Origin of the sequence: Robiginitalea sp. SC105 (assembly GCF_014243345.1) — a bacterium.
Taxonomy (GTDB): Bacteria; Bacteroidota; Bacteroidia; order Flavobacteriales; family Flavobacteriaceae; genus Robiginitalea.
On the sequence record NZ_JACLZF010000002.1, the window covers coordinates 414,873 to 439,126 of the forward strand.

Genomic DNA, 24,254 nt, shown 5'->3' on the forward strand with positions numbered 1-24,254 from the left:
ATTCCTCTCCCTTAGTAGGTGACAAAAAAAGTCAAGTTCAGAAATAGATCGAGAGGGGATACGTATTGACCAATTAGCCACGATCTCCTCCAAAAGGTAGCTCAGGTTCACTGCATGAGAGATAATGGCGAAATGGGTAGACCGTGAAGCGAATCCTGTCCCGAAATTTAATGCTCCGGATTTGCTTTTAGGATTGTAATTCTTTTCCAGTAGGAAATAGAACGCCAGATCCATTCCAAGGGTCCGAATTTAAAATAGCGTGCCCACAAATTGCAGGCAACAACCTGAATGGCAAAGAATATAAGGGCATACATTGAAACAATAAAGGGCCCAATACGCAGACCTTGATCAAAACCATACCCATAGAATAGTGTGGAGAACATGATGGTCTGGAGTATATACGTGGTCAAGGCATATCGACCAACATTGGCCAATGGTGTAAGATAGCGTTTGAAGCGGGCACTTTGACTCAGTAAAACAAGACCGGCTGCATATCCCATACTCAGTGCTGTCGATCCGAATACCGTACAGAGATCACCTACTAAATTTTGAAGCCAGGTGCCTCCACCTATTGCTTCGGGAGAGTATCCAACAGAGTGCCTCAAATATTGGATGATTCCCATTCCTATCAACCCTAAAATAACCCCCCAGATGAATACTCCCTTTATTATCGGCCTGTGGATTGTCGCATCGTGGAAGTATCTTTTTCTGGCAGCATAGATACCCAGAAGACACATGCCGAAAAACGATGTATTATCGACTGGGTTTGGAGGGATAGATTTAGCGTTAAACGCCATTACCTCGCTTATCGACCCCACGCTGTAGGGGTGTGATTGCCGTAATTCCCGAATCTGTTCCTGGGACCGTTGAATAATTGCTTCGGCGGGAAGTTTTTCCGGGGAGGGCTCATGGGTGTAATTTAGGGCGCGCTGAATAGGAAAATGCAGGTTGAATATCAGCCACCCAAGTAGTAAAAAGTATCCGGGTACTTTACGAAAAAGTAAAAGAACAATTCCAAATTCAGCATAAAGCATTAAGACATCTCCATCATATAACAAGCAGTTTAACATGCCAATCAAAAACAAAGCGAACAATCTGCGCAAGTAAAATGCGTAATTCACCCCTCCCGTTTTATATGATTTGGCTATTTGTAAGGCAATGCCAAACCCAAAAAGGAATGAAAACAGCCGGAAGGATTTATACTCAAAAAAAATCCGGGTTAGGGCCAATGCAAGCTCGTCCTGGGGAGCGGTCCAAACTGGGAAGGTGGCGCCAAAGTTATACATATTTACCAGCAGGACGCCGAAAAGCGCAAATCCACGCACAATGTCAACAGATTCTATTCTCCGTCCCGGATCGGTCGGTGTTCCTGCCAGATGATTCATGCCTGAACTTTCAGAAAGTAATTGACAAACGGTTTATATAAACCCGACTTTACCTGCCGAAAAATGTAAATTGGATTTATCCCATCTGTCACTGATCTTAATAAGGTAACAAATTATAAATCAATTCGAAAGAATAATAATCCTTCCTTTTTTGTAATTTGATGAGGTAACCAACCTCGACCATGCTTCGTTTCTTCCGCCAGCTCCGTCGACGACTTCTAACTGATAATAAGTTCAGCAAATACCTGCTGTATGCGGTGGGGGAGATTTTGCTGGTTGTGTTTGGTATCCTGATTGCTTTACAGGTTGATAATTGGAATGAGGCTAAAAAAGAGGAGTCACTTTATATCACCTATTTGTCGCGTCTGAAATCAGATTGTGAGAATCTCCTGGAAACTGTGAGATATACTAAACTCATGCAGGATGAAATAGTAGCCTTGAACAAATATCAGTTGGATTTTATAAATGGAAACTTAACGCCATTAGATACCTTCAAACTAGCAGTTTCAATTGAATTTACAGCTGGTATTAATCCTTATTCACTGGAAATCCCCGTTTATTCAGAATTAGAGAACACGGGGAGGTTGACCTTGATTGAAAGTGATTCTCTCAAACAGGCTTTAGCTGGATTTCAGGAGTATAAAAATTTTAGATTGAAAAACAATTTGGAGTGGGAGCCGTGGGTGTTTAAATACAGGGCTATGGTACGTAACATCCTAAACGCTGAAGACAGAATACGCATAAATGAAATGTGGAGCATTCCATTGGATTCATCATTTGTTAGCAAGTCATGGTTTAATGCGTATTTCGACAATGGAATTTCTGGTGATTTCGCATTAAAGACGAATAAGGAAAGGTTTACGACAGACCTCCTCGAGTCAGAAGAATTACCCGGATTGGTTGCAGATATCTATATAGCTCAAAGAATAACCCAGGGCCTGCTGGTAGATGAAGAATCCAACATCTTGAATTTAATCCGGCTCATACAAGGTGAAGTTGATCGTTTAAGCGATTAGCACAGTCAATACAAACGTCAAAGGCATACTATTATAAATATTAGGCCTGATTTTAAAGATGTGTTCTGAACAGGAACCATATATTCATTTCAAGTTTAACTACAGCTTTCCCGCCAATGATTGCTTTTTCGTAATTTGATGAGGTAACCGACCTCAACCATGCTCCGCTTCTTCCGCACCCTACGCCAAAAACTTCTAACTGAAAACCAGTTCAGCAAATACCTGCTATATGCAATTGGGGAGATCCTTCTTGTAGTTATAGGTATTCTGATAGCATTACAGATCGACAACTGGAATGAGAAACGGATTACCAAACAGAGGGAAATTAAGTATATAACTGAATTGAACCATAATCTAAAAAGGAATTTGCGTCAATTTGAATCCTTTTCAAGTGCTCAAAAAGAATTGATCCACAATATGTCAAAACTGATTGAGTACAACAGAAACGGCCTGAAATATCATGACTCCCTGGGCAGCTATTTTAGAGGCATAAGTTGGCTTGAACAGGCTAACCTGGTAACCTCTTCGTATCAAACGATGAAAGCAACCGGGTTGGATATTATATCTTCGGACTCATTGCGTTTAAAAATCGTTGATCTTCATGAAGTCCAGTATGGTCAATATATCGATTTGGTGAAGGATGTTGGCTTGTCACTTTACAACACAAGGGTCCAACCCTTAAGCAGAAAGTACCATGATTTAGCTATGAGATTTGAGAATAGAGATTATATTGATTTCCTCGAGGATAGAATCATTTGGAAAAAGGATCTCGTCATGATAACTGACGATCTTAAAAAGGAAACGGAATTATTAATTGATCAGATCAACGCTGAGTTAGATTAAATATTAAATTTTAATCATGGAAAAGCCCTTTCCTTGTTCCCGATTACTTTTTAAGCTGCCAAGAACAATTAACCGATGCTACGCTTCTTCCGTTATATCCTTCATATCCCTTTAATCACTGGTGTTATCTTTATAGTACCTCTCCTTTAAGTAGGTAACAATAAAAAGCAAGTTCAGAAATCGATCGAGAGGGGATACGTATCGACAAATTAGCGACGATCTCCCTGGAAAAGTAGCTGAGGTCCACTCTCACAGAGATAAAGCCAAAACGGGCAGACTGTGATCCGAATCTCGTCCGTGGCTCCCTTCCTATTAAGCCGGAGAACAACAATTTTCGTAATTTGATGAGGTAACCAACCTTGGGTCCATGCTCCGCTTCTTCCGCCGGCTCCGTCAACGCCTCCTTACTGATAGCAAATTCAGCAAGTACCTGCTGTATGCGGTAGGAGAGATCTTGCTGGTGGTGATCGGGATATTGATTGCGTTACAGGTGAATAATTGGAATCAAAAATGGCAAGACCGGACACTTGAACAGGTCTATCTGGAACGGCTTCAGGCGGACCTAAGTGGGGATCTGTCCGGTTTTCTCAAACTTCAAAAAATATTCAACAGCAAGAAAGAATTTCTGACTTCATTGCAGGTCGCGGAACCATTAGAATTTAATAGTGTTACACCGGAAGAATGGCTGGAAGGATTAATCGCCTCCAGATTCGTATCGTTGCCCACGGTCCGTTCTGCGACCTTCGATGAACTCTCCGGATCGGGTCGACTCACACTCATTAGGGATTTGAAACTGCGTACTGCCCTTTCTAATTATTATGCCGAATACGAGCTAATGTCCCGAATTTTGGTTAAACCAGTTGGCCTATACAAACAACTTGTCTATGAAGTTTTCTCCGGAACATTGCTAAATGAATGGCGTACCCGACATGAAATAACTGATATACATCATATAACCGAAGGCTACAACAGGCTAATGGACCATCCGGGGTTTGAGGCTGCTGTAAATGCAGAACTTGCCTATACAGGTGATTTGTTGTACTACAGCAATATTTTTATCGATTCAGTGGTAAAAATGCAAAAGCGGATCAATCAAAATCTCGTCTTTTCTCAATAACTTATTGCAGATCTATGCTCCGCTTCTTGCGCCAAACTCCTATTGCCACAAGGGAAACTTCTAATATACCTCTCCCTTAGTAGGTAAGAATAAAAACAAGATGGTCGTTTGCGTGGTTCAAAACTAAAAGAGCGATGTTTTCAGAGATAACTTAATCTGCGATCTCATTGTAGATGTCCCGGGTAATCAGCCATTCGCCACCTGAGGAACGTTCGTAAACAAAAATATACTTGAAATGGATGTTTTGTGTTGAATCACTTCCCACTTGACCCATTGTACCATTTATCAGGCCCCACTCAATAGCCACATCGTCTTTAATATTTATATCCCTGGGTGTCATTTCTATCCTTGGCAATATTATTTCATATAACGGGGCGATAAACTCTCTTAAGGCTTCCTTTCCTTCAATTGGTCGAAGTCCGGGTCCCAGATAAATGATATCAGAACTAAAATCTTTCAGGACCATTTCAACATCCGTTGTATTTACACCTAAAACATGCCTTTCTCTTATCAAATCGATTGTCTCTAAATCCCTGGAAGTATCTGTGTTTACCTCTTTTGGGTTTGAGCAACCCGAAAAAAAAGCCGCAGCTAAAACGAATAGGACAACTTGTTTCGATGTCCTAAATAATGGAATTGACAAGTATATTTCCGGGGCAATCATATCTAATCTTTATTCAGAAAGATCTGAATTGAAAATATCTGCCGGGCATTTCCAGGACCCGTCATTTTGCTTCTTCCATATATTGATATACTTGCCCTTATCTTCATTTATAATATTTCCAGTAGAATCCTGGATTTTTGTTTGATACACTCCAATGACGTAACCCAGATCACCGGATTTCGATATTTCAATGGTTTCGGGATAAAATTCAACTGTTAGGTTTTCCATGCTGAACATGGGTTGATAGAAATTCCGGATATTTTCTTTTCCCTTGATGGATGGATTATTCGGGGGCATTGTCACAGGAATTTGATTATCCGTATACAGGGACAGGAATTCCTGCAAATTTTTGGATTTGGCGGCGTTGCCCCAGGTGATATCCGCCTGCTTAATCTTTTCCTTTTCAATTTCGATTTGCTCAGGAAAAGGTTGATTATTATTGCTACACGCGCTAAATAAAATTGCATAAGCCGCAAGAAGCGAGATAAGAGGTTTCATTTGTTCAGATCATTTTAATGCTAAATCAAATGGTGATTTCAAAAGATGAAATTGGGAAGGTTTACACTCATCGAGATAATGGCTAAATGGGCAGACCGTATTGCAAGAACTGCAAGGATTAGTTACCAAGGTTCACAAATTATGGTAACCGATTTATTGCCTTCGCCGTCTTCTTCTGTGTAATTTTCCTGTTTGGCGCAGTCATCCCTAATTTCCTGAATTTCCTGATTTACCCGTATTCCGGAAGAATCAAAATATTGTACAATCCTAGTGCAATCACAGTCATTGTTGCACGAGGCCAACAGCAATGTAACTGCAATGAAGGTGAAAGGAGACTTTAGAAGCCTTTTCATTTTCAGCTGACAGATATAATCGAACTGAACAGGCTTAAAAGCAGCCCGTTAACTGACTTTAAACCCATGTTTAAAGTACGAAAAAAGATAATTTGAATCTGTAAATAACCATAAATTTTTGTGCGGAATGAATCTATATATGACAAGTGCGAATTTGCTACTTATATCAAGTTGTGATATGGTGTCGGCGCGCAATTTCCCCCCTCGGTTATGGGGGCAAATCAGGAGTTCCGGTATTTTCTAAAGACCCTAAATTAACAAATACAATTGGCTTGTAGAAATCCAGGCCCTTTCCCTTAAAGTGGCCATCCAGGATTTGCTGGTGATCATTGAGTCGGAATTGGAAAATTCGTAAAGCGTATAGCTACGGTAACCTTGTCTACCGACCCAAAAATGCTAAACTATTTACCAAAGGGATTATAGCTGTTATCCTCTCCCTTAGTAGGTAACAATAAAAAGCGAGTTGGCATTCGTTTCATCCTGTAGGGCATTCATTGCTTTCAAGGATAGACGCCCAGGTTCTATATTTAGGAACCCGTATAGACCAATTAACAACGATCTCCTACAAAAGGAAGCTGAGGTTGCTTTGATCGAGATATGGGTTTAAAGGCTTTATAGTTTAATGTGATGACCGTTAGAATGTATAACCTTCCAATTCATATCTTCTTTCCTGAAAACGTAGGTCCAGGATCCTATTGCATGGTAGATTTCATTGTTTAAATCGACCATTTTAAACTCAAATTCTAAAGTCACAGTCGCGGCTAATTCTGATAGCGGGAGTATATGTACATTTTCCCAGTCCCACTGCTCAACCCTTTTTGTGTTTTGGTAATGACCTGTTGTTATTGCAATCCAGTCTTCATACCCCCCAATAATTTGTCCATCGCTACCCATAACAAAATCGCCGGAATTACTCCAAAACCCAATCATTGCCTTGTAATTGCGAGTTAGCATAGCTTCACGATATTTTTCCAATTCATGCTTAACATCATTAACGACGTTAAATTCCCATTTAGGTTTTAATGTTTGTGAAAGGGCCGTGTAAGAACAAACCAGTAATAAGAGCACGCTAAAAATGGGCCTTCTTAATTGCTTAAAAATAAAAGGGTTCATTGTTAATTATTTTATATCGGAAGCATTAGAAACTTTATTAATCTGATTGGAATTTAGATTCCACAACTTTCAGCAAGACCTCATTGAACATATTTGGCTTATCCCAAAATAGGGAATGTGATGTTTCCGGAATGATATGGACATAGAGGTCATCTGCATATTTCCCTATAGATTCAACATCCGTAATTTCACTATCACTATTAATCAATATGATAGGGCATTTGACTCTATTCAATGCCGGTTTCATTTCATCATTCCTCCATGTGAAAAGGTTTCTAAGCATATCCCACCAAAAAACAGGTATTTCCTCTGGCAGCATTTCACTATATCGCTGAGCCAGTTCAGGCTTAAGAAAAAAACCATTCAAATCGGCTAAGTTGCCCTTCCTTATTTTAACTTTCCATGAGGCGATCAAATTTTCGACCCAACTATCAGTTCTATAATTTTCAGTGTCATTCACGATATCAACAAGCACTAATCCTTTAATTGTGCTCATTTCCCGTGAGGCTGCTGATAAGGCAACTACTCCACCCATGGAGTGCCCAATCAGTACGACATTCTCAAGGTCTAGTTTCTTAATCAGTGTAATTACATCCAGACCGTAGTTTTCCATTGTCCATTGCTCTCTATTTTTGCCCGATTGACCAAAACCCGGCAAGTCCAGAGTGATGACTTTGTACTTTTCGGAGAAATACGCATATTGATTATCCCAACTTTCACTCGTTTGACTCCATCCGGGAATAAAAATCAGGTTTAAATCTCCGTGCCCTTTAATTTTATAATAAATATCGACGTCATCGAATGACTTCACTTTGCCCGAATCTCTAATAGTACATTGAGCAAAACAAAGAATGAGTAGTATACTTAATAGAACTTTCATATCTATATATGTTTTCTGCTATTTACCTGCACCTTTTGGGCTAAGGCGAATATCAACTTCACAAAAGATTTTAAAGGTCCGTTATTAAAGCAATCAACAATTCCAGGGGGAACGCTTAACGATTAATACGGCGAGAACTGGTGCAGTTTTAAGGTAATAAAAAATAAGTTACATAGCTGATATACAGTGGTATAAAATTTTCTGTTGGCGAGGGGTTATTGGAAGGATGCCTAATTTAAAACTCATTGAATTTAAAGTAACGGGAAGGGCTGTAATTATGTAACCGTACCGACCACTTAGCAACGATCTCCCCTAAAAGGTGGCTGAGGTCCTCTCTAAGATAGATAATGGCTATATGGACAGACCGTGATCCGGATATTACATTCCTGTTCCTGTTCCTATGGGTTACATCATTTGCAAGGCTTGTTCCGGGTTTGGAAGTGGTAAATATGGGAAAATGTGCCATAGGATTCTGGGCACAGGCAGGGTTGAGGTCCCTAATCCCCCAAATCAAAAAAAGGGCTCAAATCGATTAACAACTTCCATTGCCCCGGACCTGGGGGGCGTCGCGGAATCAATTTATATCACAATGGGCAAACTCCGGTTTTGGCAAGGTCCACTGCGGGGTATCGTCCGCAAAACTTTTGCAAATCAAAACACCCGACAGATCCCAATTGCTCAGGTCCTGGTTGAATTGGGATCCGGCAAACATCAGCGACATATCCGTAACACTACTGACGTCCCAGGACCTGATATCCTGGTTGAAGTCGGATTTATAGAACATATAACTTGTATACAAAACATTACCAATATCCCAGGAATCCAGGGGTTGGTTAAACGAAGTCCGCGCAAACATAGACGGCATTTTTATGACGCTGCTTACATCCCAATGATACAGGGGTTGGTTGAAGGTGGACCGCGCAAACATGGAGCTCATGTCAGTCACATTGCTGACATCCCAGGAACTTATGTCCTCGTTGAAGTCCATATTTGTAAATAAGCGGCTCATATCCGTTACCCGTGATGTACAAATCCCCTCCGGGATTCCGCCCCAGCCCAGCATTTCCTGGATGGCTCCGTTACCTACAATCGTATAGGTTTTGCCATCGATGATACCCTGCTGGCCCACCTCAGCCCATTCATGGGCTTTAATGGTTACGCCGTTGGCATCCAGATAAATTGGGTTTGGTGAATCGCTGTCCGGGTCGCCAGGTTCCCCGGTATTGTCCGGGTTTTCTGTTATCGGCCCGCCCTGCGGCACTGGGATATCGGATAGGGCATCATTGTCACTGGAGCAGGCGCTCAACAGGGATAAAATCAGGATATGCCGGACTATTTTCTGAAAGCTTTTCATAATCCATTCATTAATAAGTTGATTTTCAAGTAAATTTTATAGCAGCACAAGTAATTGGATGGGCTATACCCGGGAACTAGTTCAAATCGCAATTCACAAGCACGGGCTTTGGCAGGATCCAATACCAGGTCCTGTCTGCAAATCCACTGCAATTAAAGACGCCGGTTAAATCCCAGCCACTTAAGTCCTGGTTAAATTTGGAGTTGGCGAACATAAAACTCATATCTCTCACGGTGGATACATCCCAACCACCCAGGTCCTGGTTGAAATTGGAATAGGCGAACATTAAACTCATATCCCGTACGGTGGATACATCCCAGGCCGAGATGTCCTGGTTAAATGGCGTTGCCCCCGACCCCCATTCACAATCCATATACCCGGAATCACATGAGCCCTGAAACATGGAAGCCATGGTTTTAACCATGCTTATGTTCCAATAGCCGAGTGGTTGGTTGAAATTGGAATAGGCAAACATTTGGGACATATCGGTAACCTGGCCCACATCCCACATTTCGATCGGTTGGTTGAATGAAGACCCGGCAAACATTCCAGACATATTGGCAACCTGGCCCACGTCCCAATGACTGATGTCCCGATTGAAACTGGCAAAGTAGAACATAAAGCTCATATCCGTTACCTTGCTGACGTCCCAGGCATCCAGCGGTTCATTGAATGATGTCCCTGCAAATAGGTAACTCATGTCCGTCACATTGCTCACATCCCAGGAGCCAAAGTCACCCTGATACTCGAAATCGACCGTTAAACCGTTCCAGATCAGGAACGGGCTTAAGTCCGTATTATCCAAAGCACTCATATCCGTTGCCCGCGTTGTACAGAGTAAATAGGGATCCGTGCGGACTCCAACTGAAAAGAAATCACGAAATGCCGCATTATCCACGATAGTATATAGCTTACCATTCAGCTTGCCCTTCTGGCCCACCTTGGCCCATTCGTGAGCTTTGATTGTAATGCCGTTGGCGTCCAGATAAATTGGGTTTGGGATGTCGCCCTCTGTGTCGTCTGGAGTTTCCGTCTGTGGCTTGCCCTGCGGGTCCGGGATGTCGGATATGGCGTCGTTGTCAGAGCTACACCCCAAGAAAAGGCCCAGGACCGGGACAAGTAATAAGTACTTGGTTTTCATCTCAGGATTTTACTGTGAATTTCGGCAGGAAATCAGCACTCTTTAATAATGATAGACAGATGGATGATTTTGGATGACGGAAAATGAATTAGAGTCGACCAATAACTTGGGTCATTGTTAGTTGCGGCCGATCCACTGTCGGCAGAGGCCAGAAACTATGCCACGGCCTTTTTGGCAGTTACGTATAGGCCATTTAGCAGCGATCTTTCCTGAAAAGTAGCTGAGGTCCACTCCGACTTAAAATATGCCTGAATGGGCAAGCCATGATGCTCGATAGACGAAAAACACCCAATCCGATATAGCCTCAATACCCACCACCGGCGAGAAAGGTTCCGGTAGGGATCAATATACCAAAAAGCAAAAAGCCAACAGCAGGGGGGGCAACTATCAAACCCAGGGTTGCCCAGTTGGATTTAGATTTATTCTTTAGGTAAACCTCCAGGTTCCGATCGTTTTCAATACGTGTTTTTAGATGCACTCCGTTTTTTCTGTTTACGCCAAAATACTGGCTGTCCTCCAATAGGATATGATTGTATACCGCTGTCTCTCCATCGGAAGTAACGACTTTGCTTTTAGTGTTAGCCTGGACAGCATCGTCAAATGACACGGGGGTTTTGTGATATACCACACAACTTTGGAACAGGATCAGGGCGGTCATCAGGAGGGCACAAATTCTGAGGTTCATCGATATTGGTTTCATGCTGCTTATTTTAGATAAGAGAAAGATAGGCAGGGGACTTCTTTTAGGTGTCCGGTATTTTGAGGAAAGCAAGTTTTCGGACACCTGATCCTGGGTAAGTGCTACATTGATTCTTGAATCAAGAAGAATCCTGGACAGATGAACTCTAATTTAAAACTTCAGATACTTTTTTTTGTAGCATCAGCCCTAATTATGCAAGGATGTTCAAAGGAAGATGACTTGAATTACCGGGAGTTTAAAGTCACGGATTTTGTTACCGGAGAGCCAATAGAAGGGGCTTTGGTTTTACTTAATGGATTAGAGACACTACCCTTTGGTTCTGGTCTTGGATATCATCCTCTAGAACCGCATTTTAAACTATATACAGATAACAATGGTTCGGTTTCTCTGCAGACTCATTTATATGAAGATGGCTGGTATATTGGCACTTGGATTAGTGGTTATTATCGATTCATAAGGAAAAAGGAAAACAATATTACTGATAGCCATATGCTTGGTCAATCAATCAATTATTCGCCGCACGAACCGCTCAATTTTGCTTTTACTTCTCACAGTTATTATGAAATCTACGAAGGCAGGGAAACGGAAATTGAGCTACTTCCGGTAGCAGGTATGGCAATAATACTACTTGCTAATACCGAAAACCCTAATACAAATCGTATTATTTTACAAGGATGTTATGAAGAACATAATAAGCAGTATTGTTTTGAGAAACGTGTTCCTACCGATAGCGGGAATATTACAGATACATATGGTCCCATCGTTTACAACGACATTATTGTAGATAATGACACTATCGTAACTCGAGGAGGAATTGGTGACCTTTCAATACAGTTGGAAATACTCTATTTGGATTGGGACGACAAACTAATTAAAACTCAGGATGCCGGAGAATTTTTCACTCCTAGGAATACTGTTACGGAAATTACCATTCAGTTAGAATGATGATCCAGTAATCACAAACACTTGTAAGGTGACGGTTAAGGTTTGTCATTTTCTACCTCTCCCTTAGTAGGTAACAAAAAAGCAAGTTCATAAATCGATCGAGAGGGGATACGTATCGTCCAATTAGAGACGATCTCCATGTTAAGGTAGCTGAGGTCCACCCAAAGAGATAATGGCTAAAAAGGTTGGAGCGTGCACGTTAAAATGAATAGATGTTCCGCTCTTATCGAGAAAATGAATCCTAATCCTTCACACAACGACAGGCCTGACCAAGTTTTATCAATACACCTTCACCTTCCGGGTCGTCAATCACCTGCATTTCTTCACTATCATAGGTCATAGATACACCACCCAATCCCTGAACTCGACCGTCTAATTCCTGGTCTGGATCTCCTTCAAATGCAGTCCACCAGTATCCGATTGAACCTTGATTTCTGAAGGAGCCATCTATATAGATAATACCTCCGGGAAGGGCTTTAAATCCATATTCGTCTGTTGCCCCTGCATTCGGTTCAGTCCATACCGTAGTTCCGGTTGCTTTCAGTTTCCCCCCCGCAACTTCTTCTCCCCCGACAGTTTCAACTAGAGTGATCCACTCAGCAGTAGTGGGCAAGTGCCATCCATCGGGACAAAGGTCCCCTTTCACAATGGCATATCCATTGTATAAATTCGAGTTGCGGGCAGGCGTTGTCGCATTACTCCAATCATCTCCACTCAATACTGGAATATCAGTTCCATCCCGGAATCTGTTTGCCTCAAGGTCTTTTGCCATCCAAATCTGATCGCCGATCTTCACGGTGGGGTATACGTTTCCATCGATATCAGTTACCGGATCTATACCTCCGGTTGGTGGCGGGGGCGGAGGGGGTGGTGGTTCTGTTATTGTGGAATCAGTATCCGCTGAAGAATCACTTGAGCAACCTGAATAGACAAAAGGCAAAACAAACAATACGATCAATAGAACCCAGGAGTGCTTACTCATAACTGATTATTTAAGTAACAGTCTTTCAATGTGTTTTCATGCCTGTTAGTTGACAGCCGGAAAGGTTCAGGCCACATATAATAAAGAGTAAGAAAGGGGAGGGGCAATTTAATATAAGTAACCTATTTCAATATTTGATACATAACTTCGTAAATGGTAAGAAAAGATGTGTAAAGGGTGTTTAAAATGATGTTTATAAGGTTTTACTGTTTAGATTCGGCTCCCGTATCGACCAAAAGGCGCCAATCTCCATCAATACATTGCTGAGGCCCGAGTGTGTTCAGATATAGCCTAAATAGGCAAACCGTAATCGGAATCCTGTCCCTGGTTCTCAATCAAGAAAGCCCGGGAACAACAATTTTCGTAATTTGATGAGGTAACCAGCCTCAACTATGCTCCGCTTTTTCCGCCAGCTCCGCCAACGCCTCCTGAATGATAACAAATTCAGCAAGTACCTGCTGTATGCGGTTGGGGAAATTCTGCTGGTGGTGGTTGGGATATTGATTGCGTTGCAGGTTGATAATTGGAATGAAGAGAGAAAATTGAGACAAATAGAATTAGAATTATTGGGGGTTGTTTATGAAAATCTCACAAATGACCTTGACGATTTTGAAAAGAACCTTATTCATTTAAAGAATAGAAAAATAGCTTGTGAGGTACTTTTAGAATGTGCCGCGAATGATATTGTTTATCAGGACTCACTGGCATTTTTCTTGCACTATACTAAAGTTTATCCGCATTTTAATCCAAATATAAGTGGATATGAGATGATTAAGTCGGAGGGTATAGAATCAATTACAAATGACTCATTGAAACTGGCTATTACCAACTTATACGAGTATGGTTACAAATATTTGTTTACATGGGAAAATGAGGGAATAGATTTCAATCAAAATATTTTGACCCCATTAACACGAAAATATCTGGGTTACACAGCCGTTGAACATCAGGACATACCCACATCTTTAGACAATAGTCGCGATCACCTTAGCCTATTTGCCAACTCGGGATTAGTATTAAACATCAAGGACTTTGAGGGTCTAAAACAGGACACGGAATTGCTCACTTTGTGGGCAGGTCTTAAAGGGCATAGTGATCTTCTAAGAGAGATTCATCAAGAGACAGAAAATAGTGTTGTTGATTTAGTTAGGCGATTAGAAAATGAGTTAAATGTTCAAAAATAGAACTAAGATTAACATTGGGTTCAATTCCTGCTCTTTCACCCTGTCCGTTGATTGTCCGTAGAGAATAAAAAGGCCCCAAACTAGGAGCCTTATCCGTGCTCATCTGTAGCCCCGCTAAGAATTAAACCTATGAAGCAAACCCAATATTTCACTTCAAATCGGGCAAATAATGGGCAAATGAAAAAAGGCTCAACTGAAATATATCAGCTAAGCCTTTGATTATTAAGTGACCACGCCAGGATTCAAACCTGGAACCTTCTGAGCCGTAATCAGATGCGCTATTCAGTTGCGCCACGTGGCCTTGGGATTTCCCGTAAAAAGGGATGCAAATATATTTCTTTTTACATTTAGCGCAAAATAACCGAACCCCTAAATACATGAATTTTAAGGACTACATCCGGGACATCCCCGATTTCCCGAAGCCGGGGGTGGTATTCAGGGACATTACCCCCTTGCTGGAAAACCCGGAGGCGTTCCGGGAAACGGCGGCTGCCCTGCTGGCGTTTGCCGATGGGCTGCAGGTAGACAAGGTGGTGGGGATCGAGAGCCGGGGATTCTTCTTTGCGCCCCTGCTGGCGCAGCGGCTCGGGGCCGGTTTTATCCCTGCGCGCAAGCCCGGGAAGCTGCCGCACCGGATCCGGCGGAAGGAATACGACCTGGAATACGGGACGGATGCCCTGGAACTGCATGCGGAAAGCATATCCCCGGGCGACCGTATCCTGGTGCACGACGATGTGCTGGCCACAGGGGGTACCGCTCGGGCCATCTGCGACCTGGTAACCGACCTGGGCGGGGAGGTGGTTCAGTGTAATTTCCTCATAGAACTCGGTTTCCTCCGGGGCCGGGAACGGCTCAACGGATTTCCCATGAAAAGCCTGATCACGTATTGAAATGGGGGGCGAAGCGCTTCAGTCCAGCGCCCGGATGGTGACGTAATACCGCCAGCCGATCAGGGCCAGCTGCCATTTGGAGGCTTTGGCCAGGTCCAGGTGCTTTTTGCCCATGGAGGGCAGGAGCCACTTATTGAGCCGGGCCAGGAGGCGGAAGAAGGCTTTTTGCATACCCCTAATATAGGAATTACCGCAACAAAAAAGGCTGCCCGGTCGGGGCAGCCTGCGTTATGCCGGTCTATGATGCAGCCGCTCAGATAAAGATCGATATTAGGGAGATCATAATAAAGAGAAGGTATTTGGCTAATGCAATCATGGTCCTGTATTTTGTTGTTTTAAAGGGTCTGTGATTTGTTTGAGGCGTGAATATAGCAGCCCCGGTGGCAATCCGCCAAAAGAATGGACGGAAATTAATGAAATTGAATGCGATATCGAAATCAATTAAAGGGATCTGTAGTCAATATGTAATCTATATCTCTTGATAAAAGTTTCATATTGAAATACTAAATTTGCGATAAGGGATCAAATGTAACATTTGTAGGGGCTGTTTGGCCCGAATTCCGGATTTCAAGGCAAAAATGGGCGTATTTCCGGCAGATTTTTACCAAACCGTCTTTTTGCTTTGAAAAAAACCGGCCCGAAACCCGGGCCGGTTCCAAAAAGAAGAGTTGGTTAGGGAGTGCTTTGGGGCCTTAGTCCTTCGTGGTGATCTTCACCACGCCGTCTTTGGCTTTCTTTCCGTATTCCTTAGTCGCTTTGTCGCCTTTGAGGACTTCCATCTTGTCGATTTTCTTCGGGTCCAGCTTCTTTACTTCCTTGGCGGAAGCCTTTTTCCCGTCGATGTAGTAGAGGGGTTCTTCCCCATCGCCGGAGTCGATGAAGAAGAAGCCTTCGCCATCTTCCCCGCTGATCACCTCGATATCGGCATCGTCGTCCGAGTCCCGGATGATCACGATGTTATCCCCGGCATCGGACTTTCTCAGGGTATGGATTTTCACTTTGTGTTTGCCATCGCCGGATTCGTGTAATTTCCCGACCTCGACTTCTTCCGTTACCTCCCCGTCCACAATGACGACCTGCTTGCCATTGATTTCTTTGACTTCAATGGTCTGGGCCTCTGCATCGCCGTCGGATTTCCAGAAAATATGGTTGTCTTCGTCGCCTACCCGCCGGATTTCAACGGTTTGGGTCCTGTTGGCGTCGCGCTCGCCGGCCCCCATTTTCTTAATGGTATAGCTATAGGCCCCTCCGGAATGCAGGGATTTGGCATTCCCGAAGGAGACGCTGTTGTTGGTGTCGTCGAAGCGGATCAGAACCGGTTCGATCGGGCTGTCGGTTTCGGTATGGAAGGAGCCGCTGAAGGATTTGCCCTCGCTGTTGGTCCCGCTCATACTGATTTCCAAATCGATGATTTCCCGCTTGTCGTTGCGGACCACGGTGTAGGAGAAATCGATGGCGTCCCCGGCCAGGTCCGATTTGATCTTCGCCAGTTCTTCGTCGGAAGTGTCCTTGTCAATGGTCAGCTCCACGGTTTTATCGTCGGCCGGGAAGATCAGGTCGGCCGGGCTTTCTTCAAACATATAGCGCGTTTCGGTGTTGAAGGCCATGAGGAAAAGGCCCAGGACGGGAAGGATCAGCAGGTGTTTCAGGATGTGGATCGTTTTTGATTGATTCTGGTGTAACATATGGATTCGTTTTTTGATGAGTGAACTGTAAAAAGCGTTTACCAGCCCGGCAACCGGGGTGTTCCCGGATACCTTGAGCAGCGTGTATTGATAGTCTTTCAGGTTGTGGATCCGCTGGACGGCACGGGCATCGGCCAGGTATTCCAGGTTTTGTTCCATGCTCCGCTGGTACCAGCGGCTGAGCGGGTTGATCCAGAGCACGGCCGCCACCAGGCGGCCCAGGAGGATGTCCAGGGTGTGTAACTCCTGCCCGTGCGCCCTTTCGTGTTCCAGGATCAGCTCCAGTTCCTCCTGCCCGTGCTGGGCCGGATTATAGAAGATGTACCGGAAAAAGGAAAACGGGGCCCGGGTATGGGGGGTGGGGATATAGCAGAACCCATCCCGCCTCACCGGGTCGGCATGGCGGATCAGTCCCAGCAGCCGCCACAGCTGGCGGATAACCAGTACGAGGCTGACCAGCACGCCCAGGGCATAGGCTGCCAGCAGCAGGGTTTCCCAGGGGAAGCCGGTTGCCGTCTCCCCCGGTGACAGGATCGAGACGGGCACCCCGGGGGCGGTTTGTACCATGGAAACCTGCACGGTGCGCGTCAGGCGGACCAGGGGCAGGACCAGTGCGGCCACCAGGCCGCTGGCCAGGAACAGGCGGTTGACTGCAAAGAGGGTTTCCCTTTTGAGCAACAGGTGGTAGGCCCCCAGGAAGAGGGCGAGGATGGCCGAAGCCTTGAGGATGTAGATACCGAATGCTTCCATTTATGATTTCTTTTTTTCGATCAGATCGATGATCTCCCGCAACTCGTCGGCGGATATTTTTTCTTCACGGGCAAAGTAGGAGACCAGGCTCTTGTAATTGTGGTCAAAGTAACCGGCCACCGTTTCCCCGATAAACTTGCGCCGGTACGCTTCCCTGCTGACCACCGGATAGTACCGGTGGGTGTTCCCGAAGGCTTCGTGTGCCACATACCCCTTTTCCTCCAGGTTCCGGACCATGGTGGAGAGGGTGTTGTAATGTGGTTTCCTAGGACCCGGGAAGGCATCGAGCAGTTCTTTTACAAAGGCCTTTTCCAGCTTCCACAGGAGCTGCATGACCTCTTCTTCCTTGTTCGTGAGATGTTGCATGTTTTTTGGGTTTGTCCTTCCGTGCAGATGGGGTGGATCAGCGACGGGGAAGGATTGATTGAAGTTTAAAGACTGTTCGTTTTTTGATGATTGATACGCAAACATAACTAAAAAAATAGTTACGCAACTAAAAAAATAGTTAAAATAAACCAAACATCGCCCCGTTAGATTTTTCGATTCGCGGTATTCTGCTGCGAAGTAATAGTATATTTGCCGCTATGGATTTATTGGGCGATGCCTTGCAGGTCCTTCTTGGGCTTACCTTACTGATTGCGGGTGGAAGCTGGCTCCTGAGGGGGGCAGTGGAGCTCTCCCTGAGGCTTGCCATCCCCAGGATCATCATCGGGATGACGGTGGTCTCCTTTGCCACCTCCGCACCGGAACTCATCGTGAGTGTCCGGGCGGCCCTTGAGGGCCACCCGGACCTGGCCCTGGGCAATGTGGTGGGGTCCAACACCGCAAACCTCGGGCTGGTGCTTGCGATCACCCTGCTGATTGGCCATATCGATGTGAAGCGTAGCTTTTATGTTACGGACTGGCCGGTCATGATGGTGGCCTCCCTGCTTTTTTATGTATTCCTGCGCACAGACGACGTGCTCAGCCAGACGGAGGGGATCATCATGGTAGTCGTTTTGTTCCTTTTCCTCATCTACCTGCTCCGGTTTCAGAAACAGGCCGTCGTGGAGGAACTCCCGGTGCAGGCCCCGGAAATGCCGGCCTATAAACTGGCTTTTTTCCTGCTGGGGGGCGGGGCGGCGCTGTGGGGTGGCGCCGAGTTCCTGGTATGGGGAGCTACCAGCCTGGCCTCGGACCTGGGCGTCAGTGAACGGGTTATCGCCATCACGGTGGTCGCCATCGGAACCAGTATCCCGGAGCTGGCCGCCTCGGTGATAGCCATGGTCAAAAAGGAAAAGTCGCTGTCGGTCGGGAACCTGATCGGGTCCAACATCTTCAACCTCCTCGCCGTCCTGGGCCTGACGGCTATTCTTGCCCCCATCCGCGTAATGGACCAGTACCTGCTCACCCGAGATATTTTCTGGATGCTGGGCATCAGCTTCCTGATCCTGCCGCTGGTATTTTTCCCGAAGGGGCTCCGCCTGGGCTGGAAGGACGGGCTGGTCCTGCTGGCCGTTTACGGGGCCTATCTCTGGTTCAGCCTCCATTAAACAAACAATCCCGGCCATTGGCCGGGATTGTTGAACATACTTATTTATTGATTGCTGTTGTCAGATTTTGACGCCTTCAACAGTCTTGATGATACGGGCGGCAATCTTATAGGGGTCACCGTTGGATGCCGGGCGACGGTCTTCCAGCCAGCCTTTCCAACCTTTCTCCACGGTCATGATCGGGATGCGGATAGATGCCCCGCGATCCGATACGCCATAGCTGAAGTCATGGATGGATGCGGTTTCGTGCTTTCCGGTAAGGCGCTCATCGTTGTAGGCTCCGTACACTGCTATGTGTTCCTTGGTAACCGGGCGGAACGCCTCGCACACTTTTTCATAGATCTCCTTGGAGCCTGCCGTACGCAGCAGCGTATTTGAGAAGTTGGCGTGCATGCCGCTTCCGTTCCAGTCCCCTTTGACCGGTTTCGGGTGGTATTCAATGTACCAGCCGTAATCTTCTGTCAGGCGATCCAGCAGGTAGCGCGCTACCCAGATCTGGTCCCCGGCGTTTTTGGCGCCCTTGGCAAAAATCTGGAATTCCCATTGTCCGCAGGCAACTTCCTGGTTGATCCCCTCGAAGTTCAGTCCGGCTTCCAGGCAATAGTCCGCGTGGCGCTCCACCAGTTCGCGGCCGTGGGTGTTTTTCCCGCCCACGGAGCAGTAGTAAAGCCCCTGGGGTCCGGGGTATCCGCCGGGAGGAAACCCGAGCGGCAGGTCGGTATGGGTATCCATGATAAAGTACTCCTGTTCGAAGCCGAACCAGAAATCGTCGTCGGCATCGGAATCGATCGTTGCACGGAAGTTGGAAGGATGAGGCGTACCGTCCGGATTCATGACTTCAGACATGACAAGATAACCGTTTTTGCGTGCCGGGTCGGGGTAGATGGCGACCGGTTTCAGCAGGCAGTCCGAAGAACCGCCTTCGGCCTGTTGTGTTGAACTTCCATCAAAATTCCAAAGCGGACAGTCCTCCAGCTTTCCGCTGAAGTCAGGCTCAATCTTTGTCTTACTTCTGAGGTTGGCTGTGGGGGTGTATCCGTCAAGCCAGATATACTCTAATTTTGCTTTGCTCATGGTTCAAAATGGTTTTAATGATAATTTTTTTGACCGTCAAAAATATAATAATTCATTGCTCATGTGCAATTTGAGGGGGGTATTTTATTAATAATAGGGCCATAATTATTAACACCCCCCATTTTACGGGGGGATATTGAAAAAAAAATAATTTATCCGGAAAATTATACGAAATGTGTAATTTTAACGGCCATTCAGAATTCAAACACCTATGAACCAATCACATACGGATTCACAACAAACTGGTTTCCAGCATCCAAACAATACTATCCGACGTTCCGAATCCTTCGCCCGCCACGTCTTTAACGAAGACCGGATGCTGCAGTACCTGACTCGGGACGCCTTTGCCAGCGTGAAGGGCGCCATCTTCACCGGATCCAAGATCGACCGCAAAATCGCAGACCAGGTGGCGGAGGCCATGAAGGCCTGGGCGATCTCCGCGGGAGCGACCCACTATACCCATTGGTTCCAGCCCCTGACCGGTGCCACTGCGGAAAAGCACGATGCCTTTTTTGACCTGCTCCCGGACGGCCGGGCCATCGAAAAATTCGGCGGCGGGCAGCTGGTCCAGCAGGAACCGGATGCGTCCAGTTTCCCCAGCGGCGGGATCCGCAATACGTTCGAAGCCCGGGGGTATACCGCCTGGGACCCGACCTCCCCGGCTTTTATTTATGGCAACACGCTTTGTATCCCCACGATTTTTGTCTCCTATACCGGGGAGGCCCTGGACAACAAGGCCCCGCTCCTGCGGGCCCTGCATGCCGTGGACCAGGCAGCCACCGGGGTGGCCCGCTATTTTGACAAAAACGTCACCAAGGTGAATGCCACCCTGGGATGGGAACAGGAATATTTCCTGATCGATGCGGAACTCGCCCGGACCCGGCCGGACCTGCTCCTGACGGGCCGCACCCTGGTGGGGCAGGCCGCCGCCAAGGGCCAGCAACTGGACGACCATTATTTCGGCGTTATCCCGGCACGGGCCTTCCGCTTTATGCGGGACCTGGAATCCGAATGCATGCTGTTGGGGATCCCGGTAAAAACCCGTCACAACGAGGTGGCACCCAACCAGTACGAACTGGCACCGGTTTTTGAAGAGGCCAACCTGGCCGTGGACCATAACCTCCTGCTGATGGACATCATGGACAAGGTGGCGGTGCGCCACGGCCTGCGTGTCCTGTTCCACGAGAAGCCGTTCGCCGGGATCAACGGGTCCGGGAAACACAACAACTGGTCCCTCAGCACGGATACGGGCACCAACCTGCTGAGCCCCGGGTCCACCCCAATGAAAAACCTGCAGTTCCTGACCTTTTTTGTCAATACTATCAAGGCCGTGGACCGGTACGAGGAATTGCTCCGGGCTTCGATTGCCTCGGCCAGCAACGACCACCGCCTGGGCGCCAATGAGGCCCCGCCTGCCATTATTTCGATATTCGTCGGCAAACAGCTCACCGATGTGCTGGACGAACTCGAAGGGGTTTCCAAAGGGAAGCTTTCCCCCGAGGAGAAAACCGAATTAAAATTGAACGTGGTCGGCAAAATCCCTGAAATCCTGTTGGACAACACGGACCGCAACCGGACGTCCCCCTTCGCTTTTACCGGAAACAAGTTCGAGATGCGGGGGGTAGGGGCAAAGATGAATTGCGCCAAGCCCATGACGGTGCTCAACACCATTGTGGCCCATCAACTCCGTGAATTCAAGACGGAAGTGGACAAGCTGATCGCCAAAAAGAAACTCAAGAAGGACGAGGCGATTTTCAACGTCCTGAGGGAATATATCAAGAGCAGCCGCCGCATCCGGTTTGACGGGGACGGCTACAGCGACCAGTGGCAGCAGGAGGCCGAGCGCCGCAAACTGAGCAACAACCGCACCACGCCCGCGGCCCTGAACATCCTCACTGCCCCCGAGACGCTGGAGCTCTTCAGCGCTACCGGGGTCATGACCGAAAAGGAAATTCGCGCCCGGAAGGAAGTGGAACTGGAAACCTATATCCTGCAGACCCAGATAGAGGGAAGGGTGCTGAGCGAACTGGTCTACAACAAGATCATCCCGGCCACCATTTCCTACCAGAACAGCCTGTTGCAGAACATCGCGGGCCTGAAAGATGTCTATGGGGCGGCCCACAAAACCATGGGGGAAGCCCAGCTCGGCATCCTGGAGCAACTGGCGGAACACCTGCAGGCGGTCCGCAAAAAGACGGATGCGATGAACGAGGCCCGCAAGCGCGCAAACGGGCTGCGGGAAATCGATAAAAAGGCCAAAGCCTACTGCGAATCCGTCCTTCCGTTTTTTGACCAGATCCGGGACCATTGCGACCGCTTGGAACGCCTGGTTTCTGACAAGGAATGGCCCCTGGCCAAGTACAGGGACCTGCTGTTTATAAAATAGCCGGGTTTTCGGCAGGCTACCGCCGCCTGCATGTCCGGTTCCGCCGGATTCTCGTATTTTTGTGCCAACCAAAAACCACATCATGGGGTCCAATGCATCGGAGCGCTACAGCCAGCGCGGGGTATCAGCCACCAAGGACGACGTCCACAAAGCGATAGCCGGGGTAGACAAGGGATTGTTTCCGAAGGCCTTTTGCAAGGTGGTGCCGGATTACCTGGGGGGCGATCCGGCATACTGCACCGTGATGCACGCCGACGGGGCAGGGACCAAATCCTCCCTGGCCTATATGTACTGGAAACGCACCGGGGACCTCTCTGTCTGGAAGGGGATTGCACAGGATGCCCTGGTCATGAACCTGGACGACCTGCTCTGTGTCGGGATCACGGACTCCATCCTTTTGAGTTCGACCATTGGCCGGAACAAGAACAAAATCCCCGGAGAGGTGATTGCCGCCATTATCCAGGGTACGGAAGAGCTGATTGCCGACCTGGCAAAATGGGATGTCCATATCCACAGTACCGGGGGGGAAACAGCCGATGTCGGGGACCTGGTGCGCACCATTATCGTAGATTCCACGGTCACTGCCCGCATCCGCCGGGACCGGGTCATCGACAATGCCCACATCCGCCCGGGGGACGTTATCGTGGGACTGGCATCCTTTGGGCAGGCCAGTTACGAAACCTCCTATAACGGGGGCATGGGCAGCAACGGCCTCACCTCGGCCCGCCATGACGTGTTCCACCACCAGCTCGCATCCGACTTCCCCGAAAGCTATGACCCGGAGGTGCCGGAATCCCTGGTTTACAGTGGCAGCGTCGGGTTGCAGGATGCCGTGGACGGCGTCCCCCTGGATGCCGGGAAACTGGTTTTGTCCCCGACGCGTACGTATGCGCCCGTAGTGGCCCGAATCCTCAAAAAATACGGCCCGGAGCAAATCCACGGCATGGTCCACTGCAGCGGGGGCGCCCAGACGAAAATACTGCACTTTGTGGACGACCTCCATGTGGTCAAGGACAACCTTTTCCCGGTCCCGCCCCTCTTCGACCTTATCCAGCGGGAATCCGGCACGGACTGGAAGGAAATGTACCAGGTTTTCAACTGCGGCCACCGGCTGGAATTTTACCTGGAGGAGTCACATGCCCAGGACCTGATTGACATCGCCGCCTCCTTTGGCATCGAAGGCAGGATCGTCGGGCGGGTGACCCGCCACAGCGGACGGAAACTGACCATCCGCAGCGAGAAGGGGCTCTTTGAATATTAGGCATACGATTTCCCGGATCTCGCCGTTCTGGTTAAAGGGGCATTCGCCTAATATCAAATTGCATGGAAAGAAAAGAGTTTTTACGCACCCTCGGTGCCGGAGCTGCCTTTGCGGTGGTCTTCCCCTGCGTCCAGGGTTGTACAAAGGGTCCTGATCTGCAAACCGAGCCCATACCCACCGGGGTGGACTTTACCATTGACCTGAGCGGCCCGGACGGGGATGCCCTGGCCAACAACGGGGATTTTATCGTCCGCGATTTTGTGGTGATCGCCAGGAACCTGTCGGGGGTATTTGTCGCCGCCAGCCGGGTTTGCAGCCACCAGCAGACGCCGGAAGTGAGTTTTGTAGCGAGCCAGGGGGGTATCTTCCAGTGCAGTACCCACGGCTCCCAGTTTGCCCAGGACGGTACCCCGATCAACAACATTACCACCAACCCCCTCAAAATCTTCCAGACGGAGCTCAACGGAGACCTGCTCCGGATTTTTGAATAGGGGCTGCCGG

The 24,254-nt window shown here is 47.3% G+C and carries 23 protein-coding genes and 1 tRNA gene; 10 read left to right on the forward strand and 14 right to left on the reverse strand.

Annotated features, from left to right (window positions below):
* Positions 1 to 167 precede the first annotated feature (167 nt).
* A complete protein-coding gene (locus H7F20_RS10965; protein ID WP_185786225.1) occupies positions 168 to 1,385 on the reverse strand; it encodes a DUF418 domain-containing protein in 1,218 nt (405 codons plus the stop codon).
* Positions 1,386 to 1,567: 182 nt separating this feature from the next.
* Here H7F20_RS10965 and H7F20_RS10970 point away from each other — a divergent pair, with 182 nt between their 5' ends.
* From H7F20_RS10970 to H7F20_RS10980, 3 genes are all read left to right on the forward strand, one after another.
* Complete coding sequence (locus H7F20_RS10970; protein WP_185786226.1) at positions 1,568 to 2,401, forward strand: DUF6090 family protein; 834 nt, start codon at positions 1,568 to 1,570, stop codon at positions 2,399 to 2,401.
* A 159-nt stretch (positions 2,402 to 2,560) separates the two neighbouring features.
* The gene (locus H7F20_RS10975; RefSeq protein ID WP_185786227.1) at positions 2,561 to 3,244 is read left to right on the forward strand and encodes a DUF6090 family protein; all 684 of its coding nucleotides are present in this window, start codon (positions 2,561 to 2,563) and stop codon (positions 3,242 to 3,244) included.
* 367 nt (positions 3,245 to 3,611) lie between these two features.
* Positions 3,612 to 4,361, forward strand: a complete 750-nt coding sequence (locus H7F20_RS10980) for a DUF6090 family protein (RefSeq protein WP_185786228.1) — start codon at positions 3,612 to 3,614, stop codon at positions 4,359 to 4,361.
* A gap of 151 nt (positions 4,362 to 4,512) precedes the next feature.
* Here H7F20_RS10980 and H7F20_RS10985 read toward each other — a convergent pair whose 3' ends face one another.
* The 7 genes from H7F20_RS10985 to H7F20_RS11015 all read right to left on the reverse strand — a co-directional run bounded on the left by H7F20_RS10985 (position 4,513) and on the right by H7F20_RS11015 (position 11,064).
* On the reverse strand, positions 4,513 to 5,025 hold the full coding sequence (locus H7F20_RS10985) for a nuclear transport factor 2 family protein (RefSeq protein ID WP_185786229.1): 513 nt from the start codon (positions 5,023 to 5,025) through the stop codon (positions 4,513 to 4,515).
* Positions 5,026 to 5,034: 9 nt separating this feature from the next.
* A complete protein-coding gene (locus H7F20_RS10990; protein ID WP_185786230.1) occupies positions 5,035 to 5,523 on the reverse strand; it encodes a DUF4440 domain-containing protein in 489 nt (162 codons plus the stop codon).
* Between the two features lie 965 nt (positions 5,524 to 6,488).
* On the reverse strand, positions 6,489 to 6,989 hold the full coding sequence (locus tag H7F20_RS10995) for a nuclear transport factor 2 family protein (protein ID WP_185786231.1): 501 nt from the start codon (positions 6,987 to 6,989) through the stop codon (positions 6,489 to 6,491).
* A gap of 37 nt (positions 6,990 to 7,026) precedes the next feature.
* Positions 7,027 to 7,869, reverse strand: coding sequence for an alpha/beta fold hydrolase (locus tag H7F20_RS11000; RefSeq protein ID WP_185786232.1), 843 nt, complete (start codon positions 7,867 to 7,869; stop codon positions 7,027 to 7,029).
* Between the two features lie 574 nt (positions 7,870 to 8,443).
* Positions 8,444 to 9,223 (reverse strand): BspA family leucine-rich repeat surface protein, encoded by a 780-nt coding sequence (locus H7F20_RS11005; RefSeq protein ID WP_185786233.1) that lies wholly within the window; start codon positions 9,221 to 9,223, stop codon positions 8,444 to 8,446.
* Between the two features lie 76 nt (positions 9,224 to 9,299).
* The gene (locus H7F20_RS11010) at positions 9,300 to 10,364 is read right to left on the reverse strand and encodes a BspA family leucine-rich repeat surface protein (RefSeq protein WP_185786234.1); all 1,065 of its coding nucleotides are present in this window, start codon (positions 10,362 to 10,364) and stop codon (positions 9,300 to 9,302) included.
* A gap of 304 nt (positions 10,365 to 10,668) precedes the next feature.
* Complete coding sequence (locus H7F20_RS11015) at positions 10,669 to 11,064, reverse strand: hypothetical protein (RefSeq protein WP_185786235.1); 396 nt, start codon at positions 11,062 to 11,064, stop codon at positions 10,669 to 10,671.
* Positions 11,065 to 11,202: 138 nt separating this feature from the next.
* Here H7F20_RS11015 and H7F20_RS11020 point away from each other — a divergent pair, with 138 nt between their 5' ends.
* Positions 11,203 to 12,009 carry a hypothetical protein gene (locus H7F20_RS11020; RefSeq protein WP_185786236.1) on the forward strand — a complete coding sequence of 269 codons (807 nt, stop codon included), beginning with the start codon at positions 11,203 to 11,205 and terminating at the stop codon, positions 12,007 to 12,009.
* A gap of 241 nt (positions 12,010 to 12,250) precedes the next feature.
* On the opposite strand, the gene H7F20_RS11025 is transcribed toward H7F20_RS11020, so the two are convergent.
* On the reverse strand, positions 12,251 to 12,991 hold the full coding sequence (locus tag H7F20_RS11025) for a fibrobacter succinogenes major paralogous domain-containing protein (RefSeq protein ID WP_185786237.1): 741 nt from the start codon (positions 12,989 to 12,991) through the stop codon (positions 12,251 to 12,253).
* A 392-nt stretch (positions 12,992 to 13,383) separates the two neighbouring features.
* Between H7F20_RS11025 and H7F20_RS11030 the strand changes: the two genes are divergently transcribed.
* The gene (locus tag H7F20_RS11030) at positions 13,384 to 14,175 is read left to right on the forward strand and encodes a DUF6090 family protein (protein WP_185786238.1); all 792 of its coding nucleotides are present in this window, start codon (positions 13,384 to 13,386) and stop codon (positions 14,173 to 14,175) included.
* Positions 14,176 to 14,402: 227 nt separating this feature from the next.
* Here H7F20_RS11030 and H7F20_RS11035 read toward each other — a convergent pair.
* Positions 14,403 to 14,476 (reverse strand) — tRNA-Arg (locus tag H7F20_RS11035).
* 76 nt (positions 14,477 to 14,552) lie between these two features.
* On the opposite strand from H7F20_RS11035, the gene H7F20_RS11040 reads away from it, so the two are divergent.
* Positions 14,553 to 15,065, forward strand: a complete 513-nt coding sequence (locus tag H7F20_RS11040; RefSeq protein WP_185786239.1) for an adenine phosphoribosyltransferase — start codon at positions 14,553 to 14,555, stop codon at positions 15,063 to 15,065.
* Positions 15,066 to 15,083: 18 nt separating this feature from the next.
* Here H7F20_RS11040 and H7F20_RS11045 read toward each other — a convergent pair whose 3' ends face one another.
* From H7F20_RS11045 to H7F20_RS11055, 3 genes are all read right to left on the reverse strand, one after another.
* Positions 15,084 to 15,236, reverse strand: a complete 153-nt coding sequence (locus H7F20_RS11045; RefSeq protein ID WP_185786240.1) for an SsrA-binding protein — start codon at positions 15,234 to 15,236, stop codon at positions 15,084 to 15,086.
* A 521-nt stretch (positions 15,237 to 15,757) separates the two neighbouring features.
* The gene (locus tag H7F20_RS11050; RefSeq protein ID WP_185786241.1) at positions 15,758 to 17,500 is read right to left on the reverse strand and encodes a M56 family metallopeptidase; all 1,743 of its coding nucleotides are present in this window, start codon (positions 17,498 to 17,500) and stop codon (positions 15,758 to 15,760) included.
* Positions 17,501 to 17,866: a BlaI/MecI/CopY family transcriptional regulator gene (locus tag H7F20_RS11055; protein ID WP_185786242.1), complete on the reverse strand. Its 366-nt coding sequence runs from the start codon at positions 17,864 to 17,866 to the stop codon at positions 17,501 to 17,503. It lies immediately after the preceding gene.
* Between the two features lie 218 nt (positions 17,867 to 18,084).
* Between H7F20_RS11055 and H7F20_RS11060 the strand changes: the two genes are divergently transcribed.
* Complete coding sequence (locus H7F20_RS11060) at positions 18,085 to 19,032, forward strand: calcium/sodium antiporter (protein ID WP_185786243.1); 948 nt, start codon at positions 18,085 to 18,087, stop codon at positions 19,030 to 19,032.
* A 60-nt stretch (positions 19,033 to 19,092) separates the two neighbouring features.
* Here the strand turns inward: H7F20_RS11060 and H7F20_RS11065 are convergent, their stop codons facing one another.
* Entirely contained in the window at positions 19,093 to 20,106 is a 1,014-nt protein-coding gene (locus H7F20_RS11065; protein WP_185786244.1) for a glutamine synthetase beta-grasp domain-containing protein, read from the reverse strand.
* A gap of 211 nt (positions 20,107 to 20,317) precedes the next feature.
* Between H7F20_RS11065 and H7F20_RS11070 the strand changes: the two genes are divergently transcribed.
* The 3 genes from H7F20_RS11070 (at position 20,318) to H7F20_RS11080 (ending at position 24,244) form a co-directional block, all read left to right on the forward strand.
* On the forward strand, positions 20,318 to 22,492 hold the full coding sequence (locus tag H7F20_RS11070) for a glutamine synthetase III (protein WP_185786245.1): 2,175 nt from the start codon (positions 20,318 to 20,320) through the stop codon (positions 22,490 to 22,492).
* 82 nt (positions 22,493 to 22,574) lie between these two features.
* Positions 22,575 to 23,753, forward strand: coding sequence for an AIR synthase related protein (locus H7F20_RS11075; RefSeq protein WP_185786246.1), 1,179 nt, complete (start codon positions 22,575 to 22,577; stop codon positions 23,751 to 23,753).
* A 62-nt stretch (positions 23,754 to 23,815) separates the two neighbouring features.
* The gene (locus H7F20_RS11080) at positions 23,816 to 24,244 is read left to right on the forward strand and encodes a ubiquinol-cytochrome c reductase iron-sulfur subunit (protein WP_185786247.1); all 429 of its coding nucleotides are present in this window, start codon (positions 23,816 to 23,818) and stop codon (positions 24,242 to 24,244) included.
* The last annotated feature ends 10 nt before the right edge of the window (positions 24,245 to 24,254 follow it).

Coding starts and splice junctions, on each gene's coding strand:
- H7F20_RS10965 (WP_185786225.1), bottom strand. CDS start 1,385: ATGAATCATCTGGCAGGAACACCGACCGATCCGGGACGGAGAATAGAA.
- H7F20_RS10970 (WP_185786226.1), top strand. CDS start 1,568: ATGCTTCGTTTCTTCCGCCAGCTCCGTCGACGACTTCTAACTGATAAT.
- H7F20_RS10975 (WP_185786227.1), top strand. CDS start 2,561: ATGCTCCGCTTCTTCCGCACCCTACGCCAAAAACTTCTAACTGAAAAC.
- H7F20_RS10980 (WP_185786228.1), top strand. CDS start 3,612: ATGCTCCGCTTCTTCCGCCGGCTCCGTCAACGCCTCCTTACTGATAGC.
- H7F20_RS10985 (WP_185786229.1), bottom strand. CDS start 5,025: ATGATTGCCCCGGAAATATACTTGTCAATTCCATTATTTAGGACATCG.
- H7F20_RS10990 (WP_185786230.1), bottom strand. CDS start 5,523: ATGAAACCTCTTATCTCGCTTCTTGCGGCTTATGCAATTTTATTTAGC.
- H7F20_RS10995 (WP_185786231.1), bottom strand. CDS start 6,989: ATGAACCCTTTTATTTTTAAGCAATTAAGAAGGCCCATTTTTAGCGTG.
- H7F20_RS11000 (WP_185786232.1), bottom strand. CDS start 7,869: ATGAAAGTTCTATTAAGTATACTACTCATTCTTTGTTTTGCTCAATGT.
- H7F20_RS11005 (WP_185786233.1), bottom strand. CDS start 9,223: ATGAAAAGCTTTCAGAAAATAGTCCGGCATATCCTGATTTTATCCCTG.
- H7F20_RS11010 (WP_185786234.1), bottom strand. CDS start 10,364: ATGAAAACCAAGTACTTATTACTTGTCCCGGTCCTGGGCCTTTTCTTG.
- H7F20_RS11015 (WP_185786235.1), bottom strand. CDS start 11,064: ATGAAACCAATATCGATGAACCTCAGAATTTGTGCCCTCCTGATGACC.
- H7F20_RS11020 (WP_185786236.1), top strand. CDS start 11,203: ATGAACTCTAATTTAAAACTTCAGATACTTTTTTTTGTAGCATCAGCC.
- H7F20_RS11025 (WP_185786237.1), bottom strand. CDS start 12,991: ATGAGTAAGCACTCCTGGGTTCTATTGATCGTATTGTTTGTTTTGCCT.
- H7F20_RS11030 (WP_185786238.1), top strand. CDS start 13,384: ATGCTCCGCTTTTTCCGCCAGCTCCGCCAACGCCTCCTGAATGATAAC.
- H7F20_RS11040 (WP_185786239.1), top strand. CDS start 14,553: ATGAATTTTAAGGACTACATCCGGGACATCCCCGATTTCCCGAAGCCG.
- H7F20_RS11045 (WP_185786240.1), bottom strand. CDS start 15,236: ATGCAAAAAGCCTTCTTCCGCCTCCTGGCCCGGCTCAATAAGTGGCTC.
- H7F20_RS11050 (WP_185786241.1), bottom strand. CDS start 17,500: ATGGAAGCATTCGGTATCTACATCCTCAAGGCTTCGGCCATCCTCGCC.
- H7F20_RS11055 (WP_185786242.1), bottom strand. CDS start 17,866: ATGCAACATCTCACGAACAAGGAAGAAGAGGTCATGCAGCTCCTGTGG.
- H7F20_RS11060 (WP_185786243.1), top strand. CDS start 18,085: ATGGATTTATTGGGCGATGCCTTGCAGGTCCTTCTTGGGCTTACCTTA.
- H7F20_RS11065 (WP_185786244.1), bottom strand. CDS start 20,106: ATGAGCAAAGCAAAATTAGAGTATATCTGGCTTGACGGATACACCCCC.
- H7F20_RS11070 (WP_185786245.1), top strand. CDS start 20,318: ATGAACCAATCACATACGGATTCACAACAAACTGGTTTCCAGCATCCA.
- H7F20_RS11075 (WP_185786246.1), top strand. CDS start 22,575: ATGGGGTCCAATGCATCGGAGCGCTACAGCCAGCGCGGGGTATCAGCC.
- H7F20_RS11080 (WP_185786247.1), top strand. CDS start 23,816: ATGGAAAGAAAAGAGTTTTTACGCACCCTCGGTGCCGGAGCTGCCTTT.